The organism is Bacteroides caecigallinarum (genome assembly GCF_021530995.1).
GTDB classification, from domain to species: domain Bacteria; phylum Bacteroidota; class Bacteroidia; order Bacteroidales; family Bacteroidaceae; genus Phocaeicola; species Phocaeicola faecigallinarum.
Genome location: NZ_JADYTF010000056.1, coordinates 1 through 22,535 on the forward strand (window position 1 = coordinate 1; position 22,535 = coordinate 22,535).

28 protein-coding genes are annotated in these 22,535 nt (G+C 40.5%); 24 read left to right on the forward strand and 4 right to left on the reverse strand.

Annotation, left to right across the window (positions count from 1 at the left end):
* Nucleotides 1–204: 204 nt before the first annotated feature.
* The 3 genes from I6E24_RS08865 to I6E24_RS17490 are packed head-to-tail and all read left to right on the forward strand — an operon-like array spanning nt 205 to nt 967.
* Nucleotides 205–543 carry a type II toxin-antitoxin system HicB family antitoxin gene (locus I6E24_RS08865; protein ID WP_235328000.1) on the forward strand — a complete coding sequence of 113 codons (339 nt, stop codon included), beginning with the start codon at nt 205–207 and terminating at the stop codon, nt 541–543.
* Nucleotides 544–570: 27 nt separating this feature from the next.
* A complete protein-coding gene (locus I6E24_RS08870; RefSeq protein ID WP_262911920.1) occupies nt 571–864 on the forward strand; it encodes a hypothetical protein in 294 nt (97 codons plus the stop codon).
* On the forward strand, nt 830–967 hold the full coding sequence (locus tag I6E24_RS17490; RefSeq protein ID WP_367184370.1) for a restriction endonuclease: 138 nt from the start codon (nt 830–832) through the stop codon (nt 965–967). Before I6E24_RS08870 ends, I6E24_RS17490 begins: the two co-directional genes overlap by 35 nt.
* Before the next feature lie 118 nt (nt 968–1,085).
* On the opposite strand, the gene I6E24_RS08875 is transcribed toward I6E24_RS17490, so the two are convergent.
* Nucleotides 1,086–1,424 (reverse strand): hypothetical protein, encoded by a 339-nt coding sequence (locus I6E24_RS08875; RefSeq protein ID WP_235328004.1) that lies wholly within the window; start codon nt 1,422–1,424, stop codon nt 1,086–1,088.
* A complete protein-coding gene (locus tag I6E24_RS08880; RefSeq protein WP_235328006.1) occupies nt 1,421–1,708 on the reverse strand; it encodes a hypothetical protein in 288 nt (95 codons plus the stop codon). The genes I6E24_RS08875 and I6E24_RS08880 overlap by 4 nt, the downstream gene beginning before the upstream one ends.
* A 243-nt stretch (nt 1,709–1,951) precedes the next feature.
* Here I6E24_RS08880 and I6E24_RS08885 point away from each other — a divergent pair, with 243 nt between their 5' ends.
* Nucleotides 1,952–3,259: an anaerobic C4-dicarboxylate transporter family protein gene (locus tag I6E24_RS08885; protein ID WP_204507926.1), complete on the forward strand. Its 1,308-nt coding sequence runs from the start codon at nt 1,952–1,954 to the stop codon at nt 3,257–3,259.
* A 208-nt stretch (nt 3,260–3,467) separates the two neighbouring features.
* Nucleotides 3,468–4,664 (forward strand): threonine ammonia-lyase, encoded by a 1,197-nt coding sequence (gene ilvA / locus I6E24_RS08890; protein WP_235328008.1) that lies wholly within the window; start codon nt 3,468–3,470, stop codon nt 4,662–4,664.
* Nucleotides 4,665–4,749: 85 nt separating this feature from the next.
* Here ilvA and I6E24_RS08895 read toward each other — a convergent pair whose 3' ends face one another.
* Nucleotides 4,750–5,562 (reverse strand): Cof-type HAD-IIB family hydrolase, encoded by an 813-nt coding sequence (locus I6E24_RS08895; RefSeq protein ID WP_235328010.1) that lies wholly within the window; start codon nt 5,560–5,562, stop codon nt 4,750–4,752.
* A gap of 123 nt (nt 5,563–5,685) precedes the next feature.
* Nucleotides 5,686–5,904 carry a winged helix-turn-helix domain-containing protein gene (locus I6E24_RS08900; RefSeq protein ID WP_235328012.1) on the reverse strand — a complete coding sequence of 73 codons (219 nt, stop codon included), beginning with the start codon at nt 5,902–5,904 and terminating at the stop codon, nt 5,686–5,688.
* Between the two features lie 217 nt (nt 5,905–6,121).
* Between I6E24_RS08900 and map the strand changes: the two genes are divergently transcribed.
* From map to I6E24_RS08995, 19 genes are all read left to right on the forward strand, one after another.
* Nucleotides 6,122–6,976, forward strand: a complete 855-nt coding sequence (gene map, locus I6E24_RS08905) for a type I methionyl aminopeptidase (RefSeq protein ID WP_235328013.1) — start codon at nt 6,122–6,124, stop codon at nt 6,974–6,976.
* A 27-nt stretch (nt 6,977–7,003) separates the two neighbouring features.
* Nucleotides 7,004–8,029, forward strand: coding sequence for a tRNA (adenosine(37)-N6)-threonylcarbamoyltransferase complex transferase subunit TsaD (tsaD, locus tag I6E24_RS08910; protein ID WP_235328015.1), 1,026 nt, complete (start codon nt 7,004–7,006; stop codon nt 8,027–8,029).
* A gap of 28 nt (nt 8,030–8,057) precedes the next feature.
* Entirely contained in the window at nt 8,058–8,564 is a 507-nt protein-coding gene (locus I6E24_RS08915; protein WP_235328017.1) for a CinA family protein, read from the forward strand.
* Nucleotides 8,565–8,663: 99 nt separating this feature from the next.
* Complete coding sequence (gene rpmB / locus I6E24_RS08920; RefSeq protein WP_154042551.1) at nt 8,664–8,924, forward strand: 50S ribosomal protein L28; 261 nt, start codon at nt 8,664–8,666, stop codon at nt 8,922–8,924.
* A 19-nt stretch (nt 8,925–8,943) separates the two neighbouring features.
* Complete coding sequence (gene rpmG / locus I6E24_RS08925) at nt 8,944–9,132, forward strand: 50S ribosomal protein L33 (RefSeq protein WP_154042552.1); 189 nt, start codon at nt 8,944–8,946, stop codon at nt 9,130–9,132.
* A 12-nt stretch (nt 9,133–9,144) separates the two neighbouring features.
* The gene (locus I6E24_RS08930) at nt 9,145–9,300 is read left to right on the forward strand and encodes a DUF4295 domain-containing protein (RefSeq protein WP_005841293.1); all 156 of its coding nucleotides are present in this window, start codon (nt 9,145–9,147) and stop codon (nt 9,298–9,300) included.
* Between the two features lie 123 nt (nt 9,301–9,423).
* Nucleotides 9,424–10,386, forward strand: coding sequence for a signal recognition particle-docking protein FtsY (gene ftsY / locus I6E24_RS08935; protein ID WP_235328019.1), 963 nt, complete (start codon nt 9,424–9,426; stop codon nt 10,384–10,386).
* A complete protein-coding gene (gene rimO / locus I6E24_RS08940) occupies nt 10,387–11,688 on the forward strand; it encodes a 30S ribosomal protein S12 methylthiotransferase RimO (RefSeq protein ID WP_235328021.1) in 1,302 nt (433 codons plus the stop codon).
* Nucleotides 11,685–11,975 (forward strand): HU family DNA-binding protein, encoded by a 291-nt coding sequence (locus I6E24_RS08945; protein ID WP_235328023.1) that lies wholly within the window; start codon nt 11,685–11,687, stop codon nt 11,973–11,975. The genes rimO and I6E24_RS08945 overlap by 4 nt, the downstream gene beginning before the upstream one ends.
* 3 nt (nt 11,976–11,978) lie before the next feature.
* A complete protein-coding gene (locus tag I6E24_RS08950) occupies nt 11,979–12,965 on the forward strand; it encodes an HU family DNA-binding protein (protein WP_235328026.1) in 987 nt (328 codons plus the stop codon).
* 256 nt (nt 12,966–13,221) lie between these two features.
* Complete coding sequence (locus tag I6E24_RS08955) at nt 13,222–14,217, forward strand: AAA family ATPase (RefSeq protein ID WP_235328028.1); 996 nt, start codon at nt 13,222–13,224, stop codon at nt 14,215–14,217.
* 19 nt (nt 14,218–14,236) lie between these two features.
* Complete coding sequence (locus I6E24_RS08960) at nt 14,237–15,106, forward strand: DUF58 domain-containing protein (RefSeq protein ID WP_235328030.1); 870 nt, start codon at nt 14,237–14,239, stop codon at nt 15,104–15,106.
* Between the two features lie 40 nt (nt 15,107–15,146).
* Entirely contained in the window at nt 15,147–16,217 is a 1,071-nt protein-coding gene (locus I6E24_RS08965) for a BatD family protein (protein ID WP_235328044.1), read from the forward strand.
* 19 nt (nt 16,218–16,236) lie between these two features.
* On the forward strand, nt 16,237–17,235 hold the full coding sequence (locus tag I6E24_RS08970) for a vWA domain-containing protein (RefSeq protein WP_235328032.1): 999 nt from the start codon (nt 16,237–16,239) through the stop codon (nt 17,233–17,235).
* Between the two features lie 13 nt (nt 17,236–17,248).
* Complete coding sequence (locus I6E24_RS08975) at nt 17,249–18,274, forward strand: VWA domain-containing protein (RefSeq protein ID WP_235328034.1); 1,026 nt, start codon at nt 17,249–17,251, stop codon at nt 18,272–18,274.
* A gap of 3 nt (nt 18,275–18,277) precedes the next feature.
* Nucleotides 18,278–18,982: a tetratricopeptide repeat protein gene (locus I6E24_RS08980; protein WP_235328036.1), complete on the forward strand. Its 705-nt coding sequence runs from the start codon at nt 18,278–18,280 to the stop codon at nt 18,980–18,982.
* A gap of 59 nt (nt 18,983–19,041) precedes the next feature.
* Nucleotides 19,042–20,880, forward strand: coding sequence for a BatD family protein (locus I6E24_RS08985; RefSeq protein ID WP_235328038.1), 1,839 nt, complete (start codon nt 19,042–19,044; stop codon nt 20,878–20,880).
* 21 nt (nt 20,881–20,901) lie between these two features.
* A complete protein-coding gene (locus I6E24_RS08990; RefSeq protein WP_235328040.1) occupies nt 20,902–21,651 on the forward strand; it encodes a tetratricopeptide repeat protein in 750 nt (249 codons plus the stop codon).
* Nucleotides 21,652–21,670: 19 nt separating this feature from the next.
* On the forward strand, nt 21,671–22,381 hold the full coding sequence (locus I6E24_RS08995; RefSeq protein WP_235328042.1) for a phosphatase PAP2 family protein: 711 nt from the start codon (nt 21,671–21,673) through the stop codon (nt 22,379–22,381).
* Nucleotides 22,382–22,535: the final 154 nt, after the last annotated feature.

A 22,535-nucleotide genomic window follows, 5' to 3' on the forward strand; every position in this document is an offset into this window, starting at 1 on the left:
TAGACCCCACGCATGATATAGAAAACTGCTGTTCATAATTGTACGTTTGCTTGTGCTTATTCAAATATACAATTTGTGCAGCGGTTTTCTTCTTTAATAAACTATCACGCGAAATGTCGGATGAACCAAAGATATGCCATGAGGCAAGTTTTGGATGAATTAAAAGAAGCAGGTTTTTTAAAATAAAAAAATGGAGGTTACATTATGAATACGCTGACATATAAAGGATACATAGGTTCGGTTTCTTTCAGTGAGAAGGACAATGTTTTTTTCGGGAAGATAGAAGGAATCAACGGGCTGGTAAATTTTGAGGGAGAGAGCGTTAAGGAACTGACAGAGGCTTTCCATGAAGCAGTTGATGATTATCTAGCATATTGTATTGAAGAAGGTATTGAGTCTCACAAAAGCTATTCCGGTTCGCTAAATGTCCGTATATCACCTGAGACTCACAGCAGGATTGCTATTTTAACAAAACAGGCCAGGATGTCAATAAACGCATTTATCAAGGCGGCATTGGAAAAACAGATTGCAACGATGTTGTAGGTTCATGTCACATAGAATGCAGGAGGACTGTATGGCGAAGCACGACCTGAGAATTTCCTGAATGTGAATGCTTATCGTAATCCTATCATAGCTGAGGCTATGATGATTATGAAATATGTCAATATGTTTAATAGTGGTGTTAGCCGTGTACAGGAGTATCTGGCAGAAAATGCTTCTCAGCCTGCTGTATTTAATATTGACAAATTGACGCTGTTTGAAGTGGTGGTAAAAGATACAAATGCTACGGACTTGGAACGAAGTTGTGATGAACTCCGCACGGGCTTTTATGAAAAATGTTCTAATTCCTACTCCTATAGGTGATTATGCGCCCGACTGGGCTATTGCAATGAAAAGGGATGGAGTGAAACATATATTCTTTATAGCTGAAACAATACCGTTTAAACACCGTTTAAATAGTATTTAAATATTGTTTAAATAAATAGCAAAGCCGGTCATTCGGAAAATCCGAACAACCGGCTCATCTTTAAGTAGAGAATGTATGAAAAAACTAACCCTTTATGATTAAAGGGCAAGTGGTATGTTTAGAACTTGAAGCTTACACCTGCTGTTACGAATCCTTTAGTTCCGAGACCTGCTTCAACGAAACCGCCTACACGGTTGTTGCCCACTCTAAGCGCGATAGGGTTTACCTGATATGCAAATTCGGTGCTGAAGCTTGATTTGCCTGCTGTAGCTCCCTTGGCAAGGGCTGTCTCTGTGTGTCTTGACATGTTCACACCTGCAGCAGCCGAACCGTAGAGTTCAACGAGTCTGCGCTTGAAATAGACAAACTCTGCAGTAGGAAGAATCAGGAAGCGCAAGTCTTTTTCTTTTAATGATGGCGACTTTTCACCTGCCAGTGCAAGTTTGCTGCTTGTCATTCCGAATCCGAGGTCGGCACCCAATCTGAAGCGGTTGATGCTGTAACGGTAGCCGAATCCGTAAGTGAGGCTTGTCTGCTGTCAGAACGTTTTGTTCCTAATATCGCATCAGCGATACTCATTCCCAGGATGTTTGATGTTCCTTGTGTGAGTCCGTCGCTTACTGACAGGCGGATGTCATGTTTTCTGTCTTCGGATACGTAATCATTTGTTGTGTTCTGTGCGTTAACCATGTTTACGCCTGCTACCATTAATAAAGACAATGCTAAAAATTTCAGTTTCATAATTCAAATAGTTTAGTTAAGTTAGTATTTAATTTATCTTCATTTCTTTGTTCCTTTCACCGGTATAACGCAGACTTAGGGAAAAACCCCTATGCGATGAGGAAAAAATTATTTTTCAATATAGTTGTATCAATTATATTGCAAAAACGGAATACTTTGTCTATTTTTGACACTGCTATAATCGATGGTTAAAATACTTTGTTAACTATTTATCACTTACTAAACTTGATTAAATGAGCTGATATGTTATTACAGTTATTGATTGTTTTGATTGCAATAATCATAGGAGCCAGGTTGGGAGGTATCGGCCTGGGAGTGATGGGAGGTGTAGGTCTGGCGTTTCTGATATTTGTATTTGGTCTTCAGCCTACGGCTCCTCCAATTGACGTAATGCTGATGATTGTGGCGGTCATTTCGGCGGCTTCGTGTATGCAGGCTGCCGGTGGATTGGACTATATGGTGAAGTTGGCAGAAAAGGTCCTGCGCAAGAATCCTTCGCATGTAACCATCCTGAGTCCGATTGTGACTTACCTCTTTACATTTATTGCGGGAACAGGGCATGTGGCTTATTCAGTTCTTCCTGTGATAGCCGAAGTGGCGCGTGAGACAAAGATTCGTCCTGAACGTCCTTTGGGCATAGCTGTCATCGCTTCACAGCAAGCCATTACTGCCAGTCCTATTTCGGCGGCTACCGTGGCCTTGTTGGGACTTTTACCAGGTGTGACTCTTTTTGATATTCTGATCATTACGGTTCCGGCTACTCTTGTTGGTGTGTTGGTAGGGGCTTTCTGCTCAATGAAAGTGGGTAAGGAACTGCTTGATGATCCTGAATATCAGCGTAGGGTGAAAGACGGTCTTATCAGCAATGAGAGTGTTAAGACAGCCGATGTGGCTAACGTGACCAAGGCTAAATGGTCTGTTATCATATTCTTGTTGGCTACTTTCCTGATTGTGCTTTTCGGTTCTATCAGCGAGATGCGTCCTACGTTCATGGTGGAAGGTAAGGCTGTGGCAATGGATATGCCTTCTATAATCGAAATACTGATGCTGAGTGCTGCTGCGCTTATTTTGCTCATTCTGCGCATTGATGGTATCAAGGCTGTAAATGGCAGTGTGTTTCCTGCCGGTATGCAGGCCGTGATTGCTATATTCGGTATTGCTTGGATGGGTGATACTTTCATAAAAGGTAATATAGAGCAGCTTACAGGGTCTATTGAAAGCATTGTGCAGAGTATGCCGTGGTTGTTTGGTTTGGCTTTGTTTGTAATGTCTATTCTCCTTTACAGTCAGGCGGCTACTGTGCGTGCCATAGTTCCTTTGGGGCTGGCATTAGGTATCTCGCCGTATCTTCTTATTGCGCTGTTTCCTGCTGTAAACGGATATTTCTTTATACCGAATTATCCGACTGTGGTAGCTGCCATCAACTTTGACCGTACCGGTACAACAGGCATCGGAAAGTACGTCTTGAACCATTCGTTCATGATGCCGGGATTGGTCGCTACGGGAGTAGCCATTGCTACGGGTATGATACTTGTTTCTGTCTTTTTCTGATAGGCGTCTGCGTATATTACGTTTCTTGAAATAGTAGAGCCGGTTATTCGGAATGTCTGAATAACCGGCCTGTTTATTGCTTGGAATGTCTGAAAAAAATTCAAGTCATTACAATAGTATGATAAAAAGAAGTAATTTTGCACTTGGAATGATAAAGTGATAGGTAAGATATAATAATAAGGATAGAAGATTCAGGAATTTTGTTGTTATGATAACATTGGACAGTATTTACAGGGCATCGTATGCCCTGAAAGATATTATAAGGAGGACAGATCTTATATATGCGCCTCAGATTAATCAGGAAAGTAAGATATATCTTAAACCGGAGAATTTGCAATATACAGGTTCTTTCAAATTGAGAGGCGCGTGTTACAAGATAGCTTGTCTTACTGAAGAGGAGAAGAAGAGAGGGGTGATAGCGTGTTCGGCAGGAAATCATGCACAGGGTGTTGCTCTTGGAGCTACCAAGAATGGAATTGACTCGCTGATTTGTTTGCCGGCAGGAGCTCCGATATCGAAAGTAGAGGCCACGAAAAGATATGGAGCTAAAGTTTGTCTTGTGCCTGGAGTGTATGACGACGCGTATCAGAAGGCTCTTGAACTGAAGGATGAAAAGGGATATACGTTTATCCATCCGTTTGATGATGGGTGTGTGATAGCAGGGCAGGGTACTATCGGCCTGGAATTGCTGAACCAGTTGCCTGACGTAGAGGTTGTAATTGTTCCTATTGGAGGTGGCGGCCTTATTTCGGGTGTGGCGTATGCATTGAAATCGTTGAAGCCGGACGTAAAGGTTTATGGTGTTCAGGCTCAGGGGGCGGCAAGTATGCTACGATCTATAGAGAAAGCGCATCGTGAGTGTCTGCCTTCTGTTTCGACTGTGGCTGATGGTATAGCTGTGAAGGAACCGGGAGAGCATACTTTCGAGATTTGCAGCAAGTATCTTGATGGAATTGTGACTGTGACTGAGGATGAGATTTGTGCAGCTATCCTTGCACTGATGGAGCAGCAGAAGCTTATTGCTGAAGGGGCGGGGGCTGTAGCTGTTGCGGCTGCAATGTTTAATAAGGTGCCTGTGGCAGGAAAGAAAACTATCTGTGTGGTGTCGGGAGGAAATATCGATGTGACTATCCTAAGCCGTGTAATCAACAGGGGGTTGGATATGTCGGGACGTACTTATACTGTGACACTTGACTTGCACGATAAACCGGGCGAACTGAAGGGGGTGGCAGAAATTATTGCAAACCTCGGAGGAAACATTATTTCTGTGCTTCATGAAAGAAACAACAATACTAGCAATGTCACTGCGTGTTACCTGCGCCTTGTGATGGAGACACGTAACGCAGAGCATATTTCGCTTATAAGAAGTGCTTTGCAGGAAGCAGGATATTCTATTGTAGATTAAAACAAATATATTTATGATATAAGACACGAGCCGGAATTCGTCTTTACGAATTACCGGCTCGTGTCTTATAATATGGTTATGAATATTACTCTTCACTCATAAACTTTTCAATGGCATATGCTGCACCGTCTTCTTCATTGGTCAGTGTGATGAAATCGGCATTGTCTTTTACTATCTGCTGTGCATTGCCCATGGCTACTCCCATTCCGGCAAATTTAATCATCGATAGGTCATTGAAACCGTCGCCGATGGCTATCATTTCGTCTTTGGTCATGCCAAGTTCTTTTAAAAGTACGGCAAGTGACTGCGCTTTGTCAATGCCTTTAGGAACGAGCTCGAGGAAGTATGGTTCTGAACGGAACACGCCCATACGGTCTTTCAGGTGTTCGTACATCTCTTTTTCAAGTTCGGCAAGGCGGGTAGGCTCACCTACGATAAGGCATTTTGCTATCGGGTGTTTTACGGCTTCGAGGAAGTTGTCAACCTTCTTTATCTTCATTACATTGAGGATAGCTTCCTTAAGGACGTATTCATCGTCAGGATATTCGGTGAGGACGTACTCGCCATCATATGTCACGATTGCGAAATTATTGTCTTTGGCGCACTGGTAAAGATATGGAAGTACGTCGTGGTCGAGAAGGTTCTTGTACATGAGCTCTCCGGTTTTCCAGTCGATTATTTCGCCGCCGTTGTATGCCAGTATATAACCTTCGTATTTTGACAGTTGAAGTTTTTCTGCCAGAGGAACTATACCGTAGGTGGGGCGTCCGGAAGCAAGTACTATCTTGATTCCTTTTTCCTGGGCGCGAAGCAATACTTCAAGTGTGTGAGGGGTTATTTCTTTTTTTGTGTTGGTGAGTGTACCGTCAAGGTCTAAAACGATGATTTTGTATTTCATAAAATGTTATTTGATGTTTGTTCTGATTTTGTTGCAAAGGTACAAATTTTGACATTAAATAAAAAGCCCCGTACGAAACTTCGCGTTTTGTACGGGGCGTGGAATTAAACTATTGACTGTATATCATCCAATGTAAACATTAACGTTCAGAAATAGTGTGTCGTGCTGATCGCTGATGTCAAAATCAATCTTGTCTTCTCTGGCCAGCCAGCCTATAGCAGCATTTAAATCTCTGTCTGTTAAACCTGTTGCCGCTTTCAGCTGTTTGTAATCCCAATGTGCATTGTCTTTCAGTTTGTTCCAGACAATTCCGGCATTTCTGCCGATTTGATACTTGTCCATTTTGTTATGTTTTAAATTGTTATTAGAATAAGGTTATAACCTTTGATTACAAATATAGACTTATTGTATCAGAATAAAAAGGTTTCCTCTTCTTTTGTTGCTTTATCAATCGAGTTTTTAGCATTTTTTAATAGAGAGGAAGAAAACTATTACATAATGGTTTCCTGTCTAAGTTGATTTTTACTAACTTTGCAATGCATTTTCAATATTGATTTTTATGATAAGGAACAAAATAAATTGGAGAGTGCCTAAAGGCACTGAACTGACTGAACTGGACAAGAAAGTTCTTTATTTTCAGAATAAAGGACATCTGGTTCCTTCAAGAAAATTGATTAAAACTCCTGAACAGATTGAGGGTATACGCCGAAGCGGACTTATTAACACTGCGGTTCTTGACTTGGTGGCAAGCGAAATTAAGGCTGGTATGAGTACTGCTGAAATTGACAAGATGGTGTATGATTTTACTGTTTCGCATGGGGCGATTCCAGCTCCTTTGAATTACGAAGGATTTCCGAAAAGTGTTTGTACTTCCATTAATGAGGTGGTGTGTCACGGTATACCGTCGGAAGATGAGATTCTTGAGGAAGGTGACATAATAAATGTAGATGTTTCTACTATCCTTGACGGGTATTATTCTGACGCTTCGCGTATGTTCATAATTGGAAAGACATCTCCTGAAAAAGAAAAGCTGGTGAGAGTGGCTAAGGAATGTCTTGAAATAGGTATGCAGGCGGCTACTCCTTTCGGATTTGTGGGTGATATAGGTAATGCTATTGAGAAACATGCCAAGAAGAACGGTTTTTCTGTGGTGAGAGACCTGTGCGGTCATGGAGTGGGACTTGAGTTCCATGAAGAACCTGATGTGGAGCACTTCGGAAGAAAGGGCACAGGTATGTTGCTGGTGCCGGGAATGGTATTTACAATAGAGCCTATGATTAATATGGGTACATATAAGGTTTTTGTTGATGAGGAGGATGACTGGACTGTGGTGACAGAGGATGAACTTCCGTCTGCACAGTGGGAACATACTTTCCTGATGACAGAAAACGGACTGGAGATACTTACTTATTGATTTCAAACTTTAATATTATAGATTATAATGGATAATGTCGTTATATTAGGTATAGAGTCGTCGTGTGATGATACTTCGGCAGCTGTGATACGTGACGGTGTGTTGCTGTCGAGTGTGATTGCCAGCCAGGCTGTACATGAGGCTTACGGTGGTGTGGTTCCTGAGCTGGCTTCGAGAGCTCATCAGCAGAACATTGTGCCTGTAGTGCATGAGGCTTTGAAAAGGGCAGGAGTACAAAAAGAAGAACTGAGTGCGGTGGCTTTCACGCGCGGACCGGGTCTTATGGGTTCGCTGCTTGTTGGGGTGTCTTTCGCTAAAGGTCTTGCCAGATCGCTTGACATTCCGATGGTGGAGGTCAACCATTTGCAGGGACATGTGCTCGCACATTTTATCAAGGAGTCAGGCGAGGATAATAATCAGCCTAAGTATCCTTTCTTGTGTCTGCTTGTTTCAGGCGGTAATTCGCAGATAATCCGTGTGAATGCCTACAATGATATGGAGGTGCTCGGTCAGACTATTGATGATGCTGCAGGAGAGGCTATCGACAAGTGTTCTAAGGTTATGGGACTTGGCTATCCGGGAGGTCCGATAATTGACAGACTGGCAAGACAGGGTAATGCTTCGGCTTATACATTCAGCAAACCTCATATCCCGGGATATGACTATAGTTTCAGCGGACTGAAGACTTCTTTCCTTTATTCTCTTAGGGAATGGTTGAAGGATGATCCTGACTTTATAGAACATCATAAAGAGGATCTGGCTGCTTCGCTGGAAAAAACTATCGTAGATATTCTTATGGATAAGCTTCGTAAGGCTGTGAAGGATACCGGTATAAACGAGGTGGCTGTGGCAGGTGGAGTGTCGGCAAATAACGGACTGAGAAATGCTTTCCGTGAACATGCCGCAAAATATGGATGGAACATTTATATACCGAAATTCGGATATACTACGGATAATGCAGCCATGATTGCAATTACAGGATACTATAAATTCCTGGATAAGGATTTCTGTTCTATAGATAAGCCTGCTTATTCAAGAGTGACAATAAAATAAATATAACAATATAAAATATAAAGAGATTATGTCAGTAGAGGGAAAAATGTTAAGTAAAGATATAAGCGAAATTTTCTGGAGAGAGGAATTTTCGCTTGCAACTGCGGAAAGTTGTACGGCTGGCAATGTTGCTGCCAATATAACTTCTATTCCGGGAAGCTCGAAATTTTATAAAGGTGGAATTGTGGCTTATTCTAATGAAGCAAAACAGAATTTATTGGGGGTGAGCGCAGAAACATTGGAAACATGCGGTGCGGTTAGTGAAGAAACTGTTGTGGAAATGGTGAAGGGAGCCTTGAAAGCATTTAATGCTGATTTTGCAATTGCTACATCGGGTATTGCAGGACCTACAGGTGGAACTCCGGAGAAGCCGATAGGTACGGTATGGATTGCTGCCGGCAACAAAGATAAGGTGGTTACGGAAAAAATCTGTGAGGACAACGGAAGAGAGCAAAATGTACATAATGCAAGCATAAAAGCACTGTATTTATTGCGCGAATTGTGTCAAAATCAAGAAAATAACGAAGAAAAATAGAAAATGTCGCTCAAAAGTTTGCATGTTTGGAATAAAAACGCTTACTTTGCACTCCGTTTTAAAGAATGAACGAATTGAAACTATAAAAACTAGATAGAAATGTCAAAAATTTGTCAAATTACCGGAAAGAAAGCCATGATTGGCAACAACGTTTCACACTCAAAGAGAAGAACTAAAAGAACATTTGATGTGAACTTGTTTACAAAGAAATTCTACTATGTAGAACAAGATTGCTGGATTAGCCTGAATATCTGCGCTAACGGCTTGAGAGTTATTAACAAGAAGGGACTGGATGCTGCATTGAACGAAGCTGTAGCTAACGGTTACTGTGATTGGAAGAGTATCAAAATTATTGGTTAATTAAAAGGAGAGAAAGACTATGGCTAAGAAAGCTAAAGGTAACAGAGTACAGGTAATCCTTGAGTGCACAGAAATGAAGGAAAGTGGTTTGCCGGGAACTTCTCGCTATATCACTACTAAGAATAGAAAGAATACAACTGAAAGATTGGAGTTGAAGAAATATAACCCAATTTTGAAGAGAGTAACAGTACATAAAGAAATTAAATAATAAGAGTAAACCATGGCAAAGAAAACAGTCGCAACCCTTCAGACAGGTAAAGAAGGACGTTCTTATACTAAGGTTATCAAAATGGTTAAGTCACCTAAGACTGGTGCTTACATCTTTGACGAACAGATGGTTCCAAACGAAAAAGTTCAGGACTTCTTTAAGAAATAATTTAAGCCTAACGGCTATTAAATGATATTTTGAAAGTTCCCGCCAATAATAAACGGCGGGAACTTTTTTTATATCTAAGAAATTAGTTATATCTTTGTGTCATAAATAGATAAATATACAAGTATGGGAATTTTTAGCTTTTTCTCTAAAGAAAAGAAGGAAACTCTGGACAAGGGTTTGTCTAAAACTAAAGAAAGTGTTTTCGGAAAAATAGCAAGGGCTGTTGCCGGAAAATCAAAGGTAGACGATGAAGTGTTGGACAACCTTGAAGAAGTGTTGGTGACTTCGGATGTAGGTGTGGAGACTACGCTTAATATTATCAAGCGTATCGAAGCAAGAGTGGCAAGAGATAAGTATGTAAACACTCAGGAACTGAATAATATCCTTAGAGAAGAAATTGCGGCTTTGCTTACCGAGAATAATACTGTTGATACCGAGGACTTTACTTTGCCTGCGGATAAGAAACCGTACGTGATAATGGTAGTAGGAGTGAACGGTGTAGGAAAAACTACGACGATAGGAAAACTGGCATATCAGTTTAAGAAAGCTGGAAATTCGGTATATCTTGGTGCGGCGGATACGTTCCGTGCGGCTGCCGTGGAACAGCTCGATATATGGGGTGAAAGAGTAGGAGTGCCGGTAATAAAACAGAAGATGGGAGCTGACCCTGCATCGGTGGCTTTTGATACGTTGAGCTCGGCTGTGGCAAACAATGCTGATGTGGTGATTATAGATACTGCAGGACGTCTGCACAATAAGGTTGGACTGATGAACGAGCTGACCAAAATTAAGAATGTGATGAAGAAAGTTGTGCCTGATGCTCCGCATGAAGTGTTGCTGGTGCTTGATGGTTCTACCGGACAGAATGCTTTCGAACAGGCGAAACAGTTCACTCTTGCAACTGAAGTTAATGCTATGGCTATCACCAAGTTGGACGGTACAGCCAAAGGTGGTGTGGTGATAGGTATTTCTGACCAGTTCAAGATTCCTGTGAAATATATTGGATTGGGTGAAGGTATGGAGGATCTTCAGGTGTTCCGCCGTCGTGAGTTTGTTGATTCGTTGTTTGGTACTGAAGGAAAATAAATGAAGAAAAATACAATAGATATTATAACTCTTGGCTGCTCTAAGAATCTGGTGGATTCTGAAAAACTGATGAGACAGCTTGAGGCTAATGGGTACAAGGTGACGCATGATACTGAAAAACCGCAGGGAGAGATTGCAGTGATAAATACTTGTGGATTTATTGGTGATGCAAAAGAGGAGTCCATCAATATGATCCTGGAATTCTGTCAGGCTAAGGAGGAAGGAAAACTGAAGAAACTTTATGTGATGGGTTGTCTGTCCGAACGTTATCTTAATGAACTGAAAGTTGAAATTCCGCAGGTTGACAAGTTTTATGGTAAATTCAACTGGAATGAACTTCTTAATGACCTGGGAAAGGTATATCATTCGGAATATGCGATAGAAAGACATCTTACTACTCCTAAACACTATGCATATCTGAAAATTTCGGAGGGGTGTGACAGAAAGTGTTCATACTGTGCTATTCCTATCATTACAGGACGTCATGTGTCAAGACCTATGGAAGAAATTCTGGATGAGGTGAGACTGCTGGTGTCTGAAGGTGTAAAGGAGTTTCAGGTTATAGCTCAGGAACTTACATACTATGGTGTGGATCTATATAAGAAACAGATGTTGCCTGAGCTGATTGATGCTATGGCGAAGATCCCTGGTGTGGAATGGATTCGTCTGCATTATGCTTATCCGGCTAAATTCCCAAGGGAGCTTTTCAGAGTGATGAGGGAAAATGATAATGTATGTAAGTATATGGATATTGCTCTTCAACATATAAGTGATAATATGTTGACAAGAATGAGACGACATGTCACAAAGGAGGAGACTTACAAGCTGATTGAGGAATTCCGCAATGAGGTTCCGGGTGTGCATCTGCGTACTACTTTGATGGTGGGATATCCGGGTGAGACAGAAGAAGACTTCGAACAATTGAAGGAATTTGTCAGAATTGCCAAGTTTGACCGTATGGGGGCTTTTGCCTATTCGGAGGAGGAAGGAACTTATTCTGCAGAAAATTATGAGGACGATGTGCCTGAAGAAGTCAAGCAGAAAAGGCTGGACGAACTTATGGCTTTGCAGCAGGAGATTTCTGCCGAACTGAGTCATAAGAAAATAGGACAAACTCTGAAACTTATTATAGACAGAAAAGAAGGCGACTATTATATCGGACGTACAGAGTTTGATTCTCCTGAGGTGGATCCTGAAGTACTTATAAAGTATGATGGAAGAAAATTGAAAGAAGGCAACTTCTATAATGTAACAATAGAGGATGCTGATGATTTCGACCTTTATGGGAGGATTGCAGAATGAATGGTGAAGAGTTCCTGAGTTTATTGTCGGAGAAAACCAAATGTGACGGAAAGGAAACTGCACGTATGGTTTCCTGTTTGACTGAGATGATTATCGGAGGATTGCAGGATGGAAAAAGTGTGTCCTTGCATGGCTTGGGTACTTTCGAGGTTAGAAAAAAGCTTGAAAGGGTAGTAGTTAATCCTTCAACGGGAAAACGTACATTGTTTCCACCAAAGCTTGTTGTAGGATTCAGACCGTCGGTGTCACTTAAGGAGAAAGTTGGTGTTGTCGGTGATAAAAAGTGAATAATGGATGATAAACTGATAATAGAAGAACTTGTTTCCAGGCTGGCAACAAGGCAGCATATAGAACAGGCAGATGCGCAAGCGTTTGTCTGTAGCTTTTTGACGTTGATTGAGGAGGGGCTAAGGAAGGATAAATATGTAAGAGTTAAAGGTTTTGGAACTTTTAAGCTTATTGATACAGACTTGAATGAAGGAAGAATAGTGTTTGTTCCTGAGGCTTCCGTAAGAGATGCTGTGAATAAACCGTTCTCACATTTTGAATCTGTGGAATTGAGGGATGATGTGCGTTTTGATGATGTCGTGGAGGAAGAATGTGTTTCGGCTGCGGATGAAGTAGTTACAGTTGCAGGCAATTCAGAAACCCATGATGAGCTTGTAGCTGAAGAACAGTGTGAAGTGAAATCTTCCGGTGACATTGTTGAAAATAATACTGCTGAGAAACCAGATGTGGTGGAGGTTTCGCAAAGTAATGGGGAATCATATCGGAGAAAAGGAAGTATGCATTGGTATTTGCTGGCTGCGATACTTTTTGTCGGTATTGTGATAGGATGCGGAATTATGTGGGGAGTCTTATCGCATAAGGTGAGATCTGCAAAAGTTGTGGAAACTGAAAATAATGTAACAGAAATAGAGCCGGTTGTTGGCATTACTGATACAATAGAAAATGATTCGTCTTCCGTGATAAACGAAGAGGAACCTGACACGGCTTCAGTGACCAGAAAAACTATAGATTCCATTATAAAGGTTACTACTGAAAACAAGAATGAGATAAAATACTTGAGCGATGAAGTGGCATACAAGATAAGTGGAACAATAGAGGAATATACAATATCCAAAGGCAGTACTCTGTCGAAAGTGGCTTACAGTTATTACAAGAACAGAAAGTTGTGGCCTTATATTGTTATGCATAATAAAGATATTATACAGGATCCTAATAATGTTCCGATAGGAACAGTATTACGTATACCTGTACTTACTCCTGTAGAGTAAAATGTTATATAGAGACAGCATCTGATGGATTAATGTCCTTCGTGATGCTGTTTTTTTGTTTAAAATGTTCGATTTGTTTTTAAATTCGGCAGAATAAGATAAAAAAGACTTAAATAGATGCACTGGTATGATTTTTTAATAAATATTAGTTGTGTCTGTTAACTTAAAAACGTAATTTTGGGTGCACTAAATAAGGATTGACCTTAATTGGTGGATAAAATATAGAGAATGAAATTAATAAAATAAACAAGAAATTATGGCTGAAGCTATTGATATTCGTGCATTGAACGAATTGATTGAACGCCAGAGCGCGTTCGTGACAAACCTGATGACGGGTATGGATCAGGTTATCGTGGGACAAAAACATTTGGTTGAATCATTGCTGATCGGTTTGTTGTCAGACGGACATATCTTGTTGGAAGGTGTGCCGGGTCTGGCAAAAACATTGGCTATTAAGACCATGGCATCGCTTATAGATTCAAAATACAGTCGTGTTCAGTTTACTCCGGACTTGTTGCCTGCCGACGTTATCGGTACAATGATCTATAGCCAGAAGGACGAACAGTTTATCGCGAAGAAAGGTCCTATCTTTGCAAACTTTGTATTGGCCGATGAAATTAACCGTGCTCCGGCAAAAGTGCAGAGTGCTTTGCTGGAAGCGATGCAGGAACGTCAGGTGACATTGAGTAAGGAAACATTCCGTCTTCCTGAACCTTTCCTTGTTATGGCGACACAGAACCCTATTGAACAGGAAGGTACATATCCGTTGCCTGAAGCTCAGGTGGACCGTTTCATGCTGAAGGTTATTATTGATTATCCGAAGCTTGAAGAAGAAAAGAAAATTATCCGTCAGAATATCTCGGGCGAGAAGGTGGTTATCAAGCCTATATTGAAAGCTGAAGATATTATTGAAGCACGAAAAGTGGTAAGACAGGTTTATCTGGATGAAAAGATTGAACAGTATATAGCTGATATAGTATTTGCTACACGTTACCCTGAGAAATATGACTTGAAGGAGCTTAAGAGTCTTATCGGATTCGGTGGTTCGCCTCGTGCTTCTATCAATCTGGCTCTTGCCGCACGCAGCTATGCGTTTATCAAACGTAGAGGGTATGTAATTCCTGAAGATGTCCGTGCTGTGGCTCACGATGTATTGCGCCATCGTATCGGTCTTACTTACGAGGCTGAAGCTACAAACGTTACTTCGGATGAAATAGTAAGCAAGATACTTAACAAAGTTGAAGTGCCTTAATCAGAAACCTTTTTGAAGAATGGAAACTACTGAATTATTAAAGCGTGTACGACAGATAGAAATCAAGACCCGTGGCCTGTCAAGCAATATTTTTGCTGGACAGTATCATTCTGCCTTTAAGGGTAGGGGTATGGCTTTCTCAGAAGTGAGAGAGTATCAGTACGGGGATGATGTGCGCGATATAGACTGGAACGTTACGGCACGCTTTGACAAGCCATTCGTAAAGGTATTCGAGGAGGAACGCGAACTGACAGTGATGCTGCTTGTGGATGTATCTAACAGTCTTGACTTCGGTACATCGAAGCAGATGAAAAAGGATATGGTGACGGAGATAGCTGCTACTATAGCTTTCTCCGCTATACAGAACAACGATAAGATCGGGGTAATATTTTTCTCTGACAGAATAGAGAAATTCATCCCTCCTAAAAAGGGACGCAAACATATTCTATATATTATACGCGAATTGCTGGATTTTGAACCGGAGAGTTCGCGTACTGATTTGCAATGCGCAATTGAGTATCTAACGAATGTATTGAAGAAGCGTTGTACCGCATTTATGTTGAGCGACTTTATTGATGATAAGGATTTCAAAAATGCATTGACAGTGGCAAACAGAAAACATGATGTGGTAGCCGTGCAGGTTTATGACCGCCGAATGGAAGAATTGCCCGATGTGGGACTGATGTTGGTGCGTGATGCGGAAACAGGTCATGAAGAGTGGATTGATACTTCGTCAAAATCGTTGAGAAAAGCTCATCATGAATGGTGGATGGAACAGCAGAAAAAGTTGAACAACACATTCAACTTGTGTAATGTGGATTCTGTTTCGGTACGTACAGACCAGGACTATGTAAGAGCTTTGCTTAATTTGTTTGCTAAAAGAAACTAGTGGTCAGATGAAGAATATTTTATTTAAATACGGAAGGTTGATGCTTGGGGCTTTATGCTTAGCCTCTATGTCGCTGGTATCTCCGCAGGTCAAGGCGCAGCAGGTTACAGTAAGGGCAAGCATCGACTCTTTGCAATTGCTCGTAGGAGAACAGACAAAGGTGCATCTAGAAGTGAGTATGGATGCTGACAGAAAGTTGCAACTGCCTGTTATTAGAGATACATTGGTGAGAGGTGTTGAAGTGTTGGATATAGCAAAGCCTGATACTCAGAAACTTAATGATGACAAGAGATGGGTAATAAGTCAGGAATATACAATTACTTCGTTTGATTCGGCTCTGTACTACCTTCCTCCACTTGAGGTTATGGTGGATGATGAGAAGTACCGTTCGGAATCATTGGCACTGAAGGTATATTCAATTCCTGTTGACACTCTGCATCCTGACCAGTTCTTCGGACCTAAGACTGTAGTGGAAGTGCCTATAGAATGGCAGGATATAGACGGCATGGTTTATTCTATAATTCTTATGTTGCTTTTCGGAGCTGCATGTGTTTTCCTGGTAGTAAGATTGAAGAACAACAAGCCTATTATCAGGATTATAAAGATTGAACCTAAATTGCCGCCACATCAGGAAGCGATGAAGCATATTGAGGAAATAAAAGCCAACAAGAATGTACAGAGGGAAGATCCTAAGTTGTATTATACCGAGTTGACAGATGTTATCCGTACATATATTATGGAAAGATTCGGCTTCAATGCTATGGAAATGACATCGTCCGAGATTATAGAACATCTGCTTCAGGTAAAAGACAAGGACTCGCTGAAGGATTTGAAATATCTTTTTGAAACAGCCGATTTGGTGAAGTTTGCGAAACATGCACCTATGATGAATGAAAATGACATGAATCTGGTGAATGCTGTGGAGTTTATCAATGAAACAAAACAGGAGGAGGACGTCAATGCGAAGAAGGAACCTACAGAGATAAAGGTGGAGGAAAAACGTTCAAAACAAGGACGAATTGCATTGATGTGCAGTATTGGAGCTACGGGTGTTGGTGCAGCCGTATGTCTGTATATTGCAGTTAGATGCATTATTGATCTCTTCTTTTAATGTTTAAATGAATGAAGTTATGATTTTTGCTAATATTGAATATCTGTTTTTATTGATTCTGCTGATACCGTATATTGTATGGTATATTATGCGCAGGAAACGAACAGAAGCCACTCTGCAGGTATCAACTACGCGAATGTACATGAATGTGCGTAAAAGCTGGAAAGTTTATCTTATTCATGCTCCGTTTTTACTTCGTTTATGTACTTTCGTGATGATTGTTCTTGTTCTGGCAAGACCTCAGACTACTGACAACTGGCAGAATACAGAGATTGAAGGTATTGACATTATGTTGGCTGTGGATATTTCTACAAGTATGCTGGCAGAGGATTTGAAACCGAACCGTCTGGAGGCTGCGAAACAGGTGGCTGCTGAGTTTATAAACGGACGTCCTAATGATAATATCGGTCTGACTATTTTTGCAGGTGAGGCATTTACGCAATGCCCTCTAACAGTGGATCATGGTGTATTGCTTAACTTGTTTCACAGTGTTAGTTGCGAAATGATATACCGTGGAATGATAGAGGACGGAACTGCTATCGGTATGGGACTGGCCAATGCCGTAACAAGGCTGAAGGACAGTAAGGCTAAATCAAAGGTTGTCATTCTGCTTACTGATGGTGTGAACAATCGTGGTGAACTTTCGCCTCTTACAGCGGCTGAGATAGCAAAACAGTTCGGTATAAGAGTATATACTATCGGTGTGGGAACTAACGGTACCGCTCCTTATCCTATGCAGACATACGCCGGTGTTCAGTATATACAGACACCTGTTGAGATAGACGAACAGACTCTGACACAGATAGCTGCCGAGACTAATGGTAATTATTTCCGTGCAACAAGCAATTCCAAGCTGAAAGAGGTGTATGAGGAAATAGACAAGTTGGAGAAAACAAAACTGAATGTAAAGGAATTCAGCAAGAGGGAAGAAGAATATGAGATTTTTGCTCTTGTTGCTTTCCTGTGTATCCTGCTTGAATTGATTTTACGTAACACGGTTTTGAAGAAAATACCTTAAAAAGTGATTTGCCATGTTTAGATTTGGAGAACCGATATATTTATATTTGTTATTGATTATTCCTTTGTTGGTGGTATTCTATGTATATACCAATTACAGGAGAAGGAAAAAATTGCGCCAATATGGAGACCCGGAACTGATGGCACATCTTATGCCTAATGTTTCAAAATACAGACCGGACGTGAAATTCTGGCTGGTTACTATAGCATTGGTTATGGTGATTTTCATGTTGGCACGCCCTCAGTTTGGCTCTAAGATGGAAACGGTGAAACGTCAGGGAGTTGAAACTGTGGTAGCACTTGATATTTCAAACTCAATGCTTGCGCAAGATGTCACGCCGAGCCGTCTTGAAAAATCAAAGAAACTGGTTTCAAGGCTTGTGGAGACTTTCAATAATGATAAGGTTGCTATGATAGTTTTTGCAGGGGAGGCTTTTACCCAACTCCCTATTACAAGCGACTATATATCTGCCAAAATGTTTCTTGAAACTATTTCGCCTTCACTTATAACTACACAGGGTACGGATATTCGTGGAGCTATAGATTTGGCGATGAAGAGTTTTACTCCAAATGAGGGAGTAGGACGTGCCATAGTCCTTATTACTGATGGTGAGAACCATGAGGGGGGAGCCGTAGAAGCAGCACAACAGGCTGCTGAAAAAGGAGTGAGGGTATTTGTTCTTGGAGTGGGTTCGCCTGACGGTTCGCCTATTCCGGTTGAGGGAACAAACGATTTCCGTCGCGACAAGGATGGTAATGTGGTTGTGACAAAGCTCAATGAACAGATGTGTCAGGAGATAGCAAAGGCTGGTAAAGGAATGTATGTCAGAGTTGATAATACCAACAATGCAGAACGTGCTCTTAATGCGGAGATAAACAAACTGGCAAAGGCTGATGTAGAGACTCAGGTGTATACAGAGTTTGATGAGCAATTTGATGTTCTTGCATGGCTGGCTTTGATTTTGCTGGCTGTGGATGTTATGTTGCTCAACAGGAAGAATCCTTTATTTAAGAATGTGAAACTTTTCAAACAGGATTGATTTATGTGGTGTAGTAAATTATATTTATTCGGAATATTGCTCTTTACTTCTGCAGTGTCGTATGCGCAAAAAACGGAGAGAGACTATCTCAGAAGCGGAAATAAACTTTATAACGACAGCCTTTTTGTGAAGGCGGAGGTCGATTATAGAAAGGCTTTGGAGATTAATCCGAAATCTGCTGATGCCATGTTCAATCTTGGAAACTCGCTTCTTATGCAACAAAAGGCGAAGGAGGCTATGGAGCAGTTTGAGGCTGCATCACGTCTGGAGAAAGATAAGTCCAAGTTGGCACATATATATCATAATATGGGAGTGATATTGCAATCGTCGAAACAACTTCCACAGTGTATAGAAGCCTACAAGGAATCTTTGCGAAATAATCCGAAGGATGATGAGACTCGTTATAATCTTGTTCTTGCTCAGAAACAGCTGAAAGACCAGCAGCAACAGCAGCAAAATCAGGATCAGCAGAAAGAACAGAAGCAGGATCAGAAGCAAGACGAGAAAGAACAGAACAAAGACCAGCAGGATCAGCAACAGCAACAACAAAACCAGAACCAACAACAACAGCAACAGAATAAGGATGAAATGTCAAAAGAAAATGCTGAACAATTGTTGAGGGCTGCAATGCAGGATGAAAAGGATGTGCAGGACAAAGTGAAGAAGCAGATGCAAGTGAGCGGAAAGAAGCTTGAAAAAGACTGGTAAACTATGTTCCTTTTTTGACTTGATGTGTTTAATTAGTTGAAACAATAAATTATATAATGATGAGAAAATATATTTTCTTGATATTGATGATTACCGTATCGTTGAAAATGTTCGCTGAGGATGAGGTGACATTGAGGGCAGCTGCACCTGACGTGGTGGTTAACGGTGATCAGTTCAGACTTACATACACCGTGAACTCTCAGGATGTTAAGGATTTTCTTGCTCCTCAGGCTAAGGGCTTTGATGTGCTTATGGGGCCAAGCCGTTCACAGCAGAGTAGTACACAGATTATCAATGGTAAGGTGTCTTCCAGCCGTTCCATCACTTATACTTATATTTTGATGGCTGTATCGGAGGGTACGTTTAATATTCCGGCCGCAAGCATTGAGGTGGATGGTAAAAAGATTTTTTCAAATCCACTTACTATAAAGGTCCTTCCAAAAGATAAGGAAGATGCTAATTCTAATCAAAGTCAGGGAAATAGTGGAATATCTTCCAGAAACCAGAAATCAAGCGGTAGAATTACAGACAAGGATTTGTTTGTATTGGCTACGGCAAGCAAAACTAAGGTTCATGAGCAGGAAGCTATATTGGTGACATACAAGGCTTATACTACAGTTGACTTACGACAGTTGCTTGGAAAGATGCCAGACCAGCAAGGTTTCTATGTTCAGGAGGTAGAATTGCCTACTCAGAAAACTTTCAAATTAGAGCATTATAAGGGAAGAAACTATAACACAGTAGTTTACAGACAGTATGTATTATTCCCACAGAAGTCTGGAAAATTGGAAATACCTGCTGTGACTTTTGATGCAGTTGTAGCACAGAGAGTTGCCGTTTCTGACGACCCGTTTGAGGCTTTCTTTAACGGAGGAGGTTATGTAGAGGTTAACAAGAAGATTGTAGCTCCTAAGCTGGTTATCAATGTGGATCCGCTTCCGTCTAAGCCGGAAGGATTCTCAGGAGGAGTTGGTACTTTCTCTTTGAAATCGGATATAAGTACTACAGAACTTAAGGCTAACGAGGCAGTTACTATTAAATTGACTATCAGTGGAACTGGTAATATGAAGCTTGTTAGCGCTCCTGAAGTTAAGTTCCCTCATGACTTTGAAATCTATGATCCTAAAATTGAAGATAATTATGAGTTGACAGCCAATGGCTTGAGCGGAACAAAAACTATTGAGTATCTTGCTATTCCTCGCCATGCTGGTAATTTCACCATTCCTGCAATTGAGTTTAAGTATTTTGATATTGCATCGGAAAAATATAAGACGCTTACTACTGAGGCATACGAGCTGAAAGTAGCCAAAGGTGATGGAAGTGCTTCCAGCCAGCAGGTTATAGCAGATTTCACTAATAAGGAAAACGTCAAAGTTCTTGGCACTGATATCTTGTTTATTAAAACAGGAGATACAGCACTCAGACAGAAAGGCAATTATTTCTTTGGTACTACTGCTTACTATTTGTGGTATATCATTCCTTTCCTTTTGTTTGTAGTATTTGTTGTGATTTATAGAAAGCAGGCGGTTGAGAATGCGAACGTAGCAAAAGTAAAGACTAAAAAAGCAAATAAGGTAGCTACAAAACGTATGAAACTTGCCGGCAAGCTACTCTCTGAGAATAAGGTCAACGAGTTTTATGATGAAGTCCTTAAGGCTTTGTGGGGATACATTAGTGACAAACTAAATATCCCGGTATCTAAATTGTCAAGAGACAATATCGAAGCAGAGTTGTCCGGTCATGGTGTTTCTGAGGATTTGATTAAAGAGTTTATCAGTGCACTTTCTGAATGTGAATTTGCTAGATACGCTCCCGGAAATCAGAATGAGGCGATGGATAAGGTTTATTCTGCATCGGTAGATGTGATAAGCAAGATGGAAAACTGTATTAAACGTTAAAACATATAGGAGATATATACAATGAATAGAATGTATGTTTTGGTAATGCTTCTGGCATGTATCCTGTTGCCTGCCAATGCTTCTTTAAAAACTGAAGCTGACAAGGCTTATCAGGAAAATGACTTTAAGGGGGCAATAGAGAAATATGAAGCCATTTTGGCTGCAGGTCAGGAATCTGCTGATGTATATTATAATCTGGGAAACAGTTATTATAAGGATAAAAATATAGCAAAAGCTGTGCTGAACTATGAACGTGCATTGCTTCTTTCGCCTGGTGACGATGATATAAGATATAATCTGGACATGGCGAAAAGCAAAACCATAGATAAAGTTACTCCTAAGAGTGAAATATTTATTGCTACATGGGTAAATTCAATTCGTGAATTGATGAGTGAATCTGCATGGGCTACATTTGCAGTATCATGTTTTATTTTGTTCCTTTTGGGAGTATCGGCATATATTTTTGGAAGTAAGATAGTCATTAAGAAGGCAGGTTTTTCACTGGCTGTTGTTTTTCTGTTTTTGACTATTGTAGCTAATATGTTTGCCGATTCACAGAAAGATAAATTGGTAAATCGTAGTTTTGCCATTGTGATGCAGCCTTCTGTTACTGTAAAAAGTACTCCAGATGATAGTGGTACAGACTTGTTTGTATTACATGAAGGTACTAAGGTTTACATTAATGATAATTCAATGAAAGGTTGGAAGGAAGTCAGTCTTGAGGATGGAACTCGAGGATGGATTCCTACAGAAAGTATAGAGGTTATTTAACAAACAATTATATTCTTGTATGGACATACAGCAATTAATAGATATTGATAAATTACTGTTGTTGAAACTCAATGGCAGTGATTCTCTTTTCTGGGATGGTTTCATGTATATAGTTACTAAGACTAAAACTTGGATACCTGCAGCTATTGCATTGCTGTATGTCATTTTCAAGAACAATAATTTAAGACGTAGCGTTACTATTCTATGTCTTATTGCCATAGTGATTACTCTAGCAGATCAGACAGCTTCCGGTTTGTGTAAGCCTTTATTTGAGAGATTCAGGCCCACCAAGGACCCTGAATTTATGTATATGGTAGATGTCGTCAACAACTATCGCGCCGGTGGTATGTATGGGTTTATCTCAAGTCATGCAGCCAACACGTTTGCTGTAGCCACTTTTATTTCGCTATTGGTGAAGAACAGTAGGATGACGTTTATGATGTATATTTGGGCTTTTATACCAACTTATTCTCGCGTATATTTGGGAGTTCATTATCCCGGTGATGTCTTCTTTGGTTTGATTGACGGAATCTTATGTGGCGCAGTTGTTTATTTCCTGTATGTGTTTATACTTAAGAAGCTGTCACTAAAACAGCGTTTTATTTCTACGCAGTATACTGAAAGCGGATATGATGTACAAAGTATAAATATAGTAATACTTGTGTTATTACTTACATATTTTTATGCAGTGATTTATGGAATGATTTTATCCAAATCTTTGTATTTCTAGGTGTTTTTCATTTACAGATAAATTAAATGTTGATTTCTTGATAAAAAAACGCATATTTCTTGTTAGTAATGTAAATTTTATATATATTTATCATCGAGATAATAAACTGATTGTGTAATACTTAAAAACTTGATTACTATGACAAGGACAATTA

Coding starts and splice junctions, on each gene's coding strand:
- I6E24_RS08865 (WP_235328000.1), top strand. CDS start 205: ATGAATACGCTGACATATAAAGGATACATAGGTTCGGTTTCTTTCAGT.
- I6E24_RS17490 (WP_367184370.1), top strand. CDS start 830: ATGAAAAATGTTCTAATTCCTACTCCTATAGGTGATTATGCGCCCGAC.
- I6E24_RS08875 (WP_235328004.1), bottom strand. CDS start 1,424: ATGACAAGCAGCAAACTTGCACTGGCAGGTGAAAAGTCGCCATCATTA.
- I6E24_RS08880 (WP_235328006.1), bottom strand. CDS start 1,708: ATGAAACTGAAATTTTTAGCATTGTCTTTATTAATGGTAGCAGGCGTA.
- I6E24_RS08885 (WP_204507926.1), top strand. CDS start 1,952: ATGTTATTACAGTTATTGATTGTTTTGATTGCAATAATCATAGGAGCC.
- ilvA (WP_235328008.1), top strand. CDS start 3,468: ATGATAACATTGGACAGTATTTACAGGGCATCGTATGCCCTGAAAGAT.
- I6E24_RS08895 (WP_235328010.1), bottom strand. CDS start 5,562: ATGAAATACAAAATCATCGTTTTAGACCTTGACGGTACACTCACCAAC.
- I6E24_RS08900 (WP_235328012.1), bottom strand. CDS start 5,904: ATGGACAAGTATCAAATCGGCAGAAATGCCGGAATTGTCTGGAACAAA.
- map (WP_235328013.1), top strand. CDS start 6,122: ATGATAAGGAACAAAATAAATTGGAGAGTGCCTAAAGGCACTGAACTG.
- tsaD (WP_235328015.1), top strand. CDS start 7,004: ATGGATAATGTCGTTATATTAGGTATAGAGTCGTCGTGTGATGATACT.
- I6E24_RS08915 (WP_235328017.1), top strand. CDS start 8,058: ATGTCAGTAGAGGGAAAAATGTTAAGTAAAGATATAAGCGAAATTTTC.
- rpmB (WP_154042551.1), top strand. CDS start 8,664: ATGTCAAAAATTTGTCAAATTACCGGAAAGAAAGCCATGATTGGCAAC.
- rpmG (WP_154042552.1), top strand. CDS start 8,944: ATGGCTAAGAAAGCTAAAGGTAACAGAGTACAGGTAATCCTTGAGTGC.
- I6E24_RS08930 (WP_005841293.1), top strand. CDS start 9,145: ATGGCAAAGAAAACAGTCGCAACCCTTCAGACAGGTAAAGAAGGACGT.
- ftsY (WP_235328019.1), top strand. CDS start 9,424: ATGGGAATTTTTAGCTTTTTCTCTAAAGAAAAGAAGGAAACTCTGGAC.
- rimO (WP_235328021.1), top strand. CDS start 10,387: ATGAAGAAAAATACAATAGATATTATAACTCTTGGCTGCTCTAAGAAT.
- I6E24_RS08945 (WP_235328023.1), top strand. CDS start 11,685: ATGAATGGTGAAGAGTTCCTGAGTTTATTGTCGGAGAAAACCAAATGT.
- I6E24_RS08950 (WP_235328026.1), top strand. CDS start 11,979: ATGGATGATAAACTGATAATAGAAGAACTTGTTTCCAGGCTGGCAACA.
- I6E24_RS08955 (WP_235328028.1), top strand. CDS start 13,222: ATGGCTGAAGCTATTGATATTCGTGCATTGAACGAATTGATTGAACGC.
- I6E24_RS08960 (WP_235328030.1), top strand. CDS start 14,237: ATGGAAACTACTGAATTATTAAAGCGTGTACGACAGATAGAAATCAAG.
- I6E24_RS08965 (WP_235328044.1), top strand. CDS start 15,147: ATGCTTGGGGCTTTATGCTTAGCCTCTATGTCGCTGGTATCTCCGCAG.
- I6E24_RS08970 (WP_235328032.1), top strand. CDS start 16,237: ATGATTTTTGCTAATATTGAATATCTGTTTTTATTGATTCTGCTGATA.
- I6E24_RS08975 (WP_235328034.1), top strand. CDS start 17,249: ATGTTTAGATTTGGAGAACCGATATATTTATATTTGTTATTGATTATT.
- I6E24_RS08980 (WP_235328036.1), top strand. CDS start 18,278: ATGTGGTGTAGTAAATTATATTTATTCGGAATATTGCTCTTTACTTCT.
- I6E24_RS08985 (WP_235328038.1), top strand. CDS start 19,042: ATGAGAAAATATATTTTCTTGATATTGATGATTACCGTATCGTTGAAA.
- I6E24_RS08990 (WP_235328040.1), top strand. CDS start 20,902: ATGAATAGAATGTATGTTTTGGTAATGCTTCTGGCATGTATCCTGTTG.
- I6E24_RS08995 (WP_235328042.1), top strand. CDS start 21,671: ATGGACATACAGCAATTAATAGATATTGATAAATTACTGTTGTTGAAA.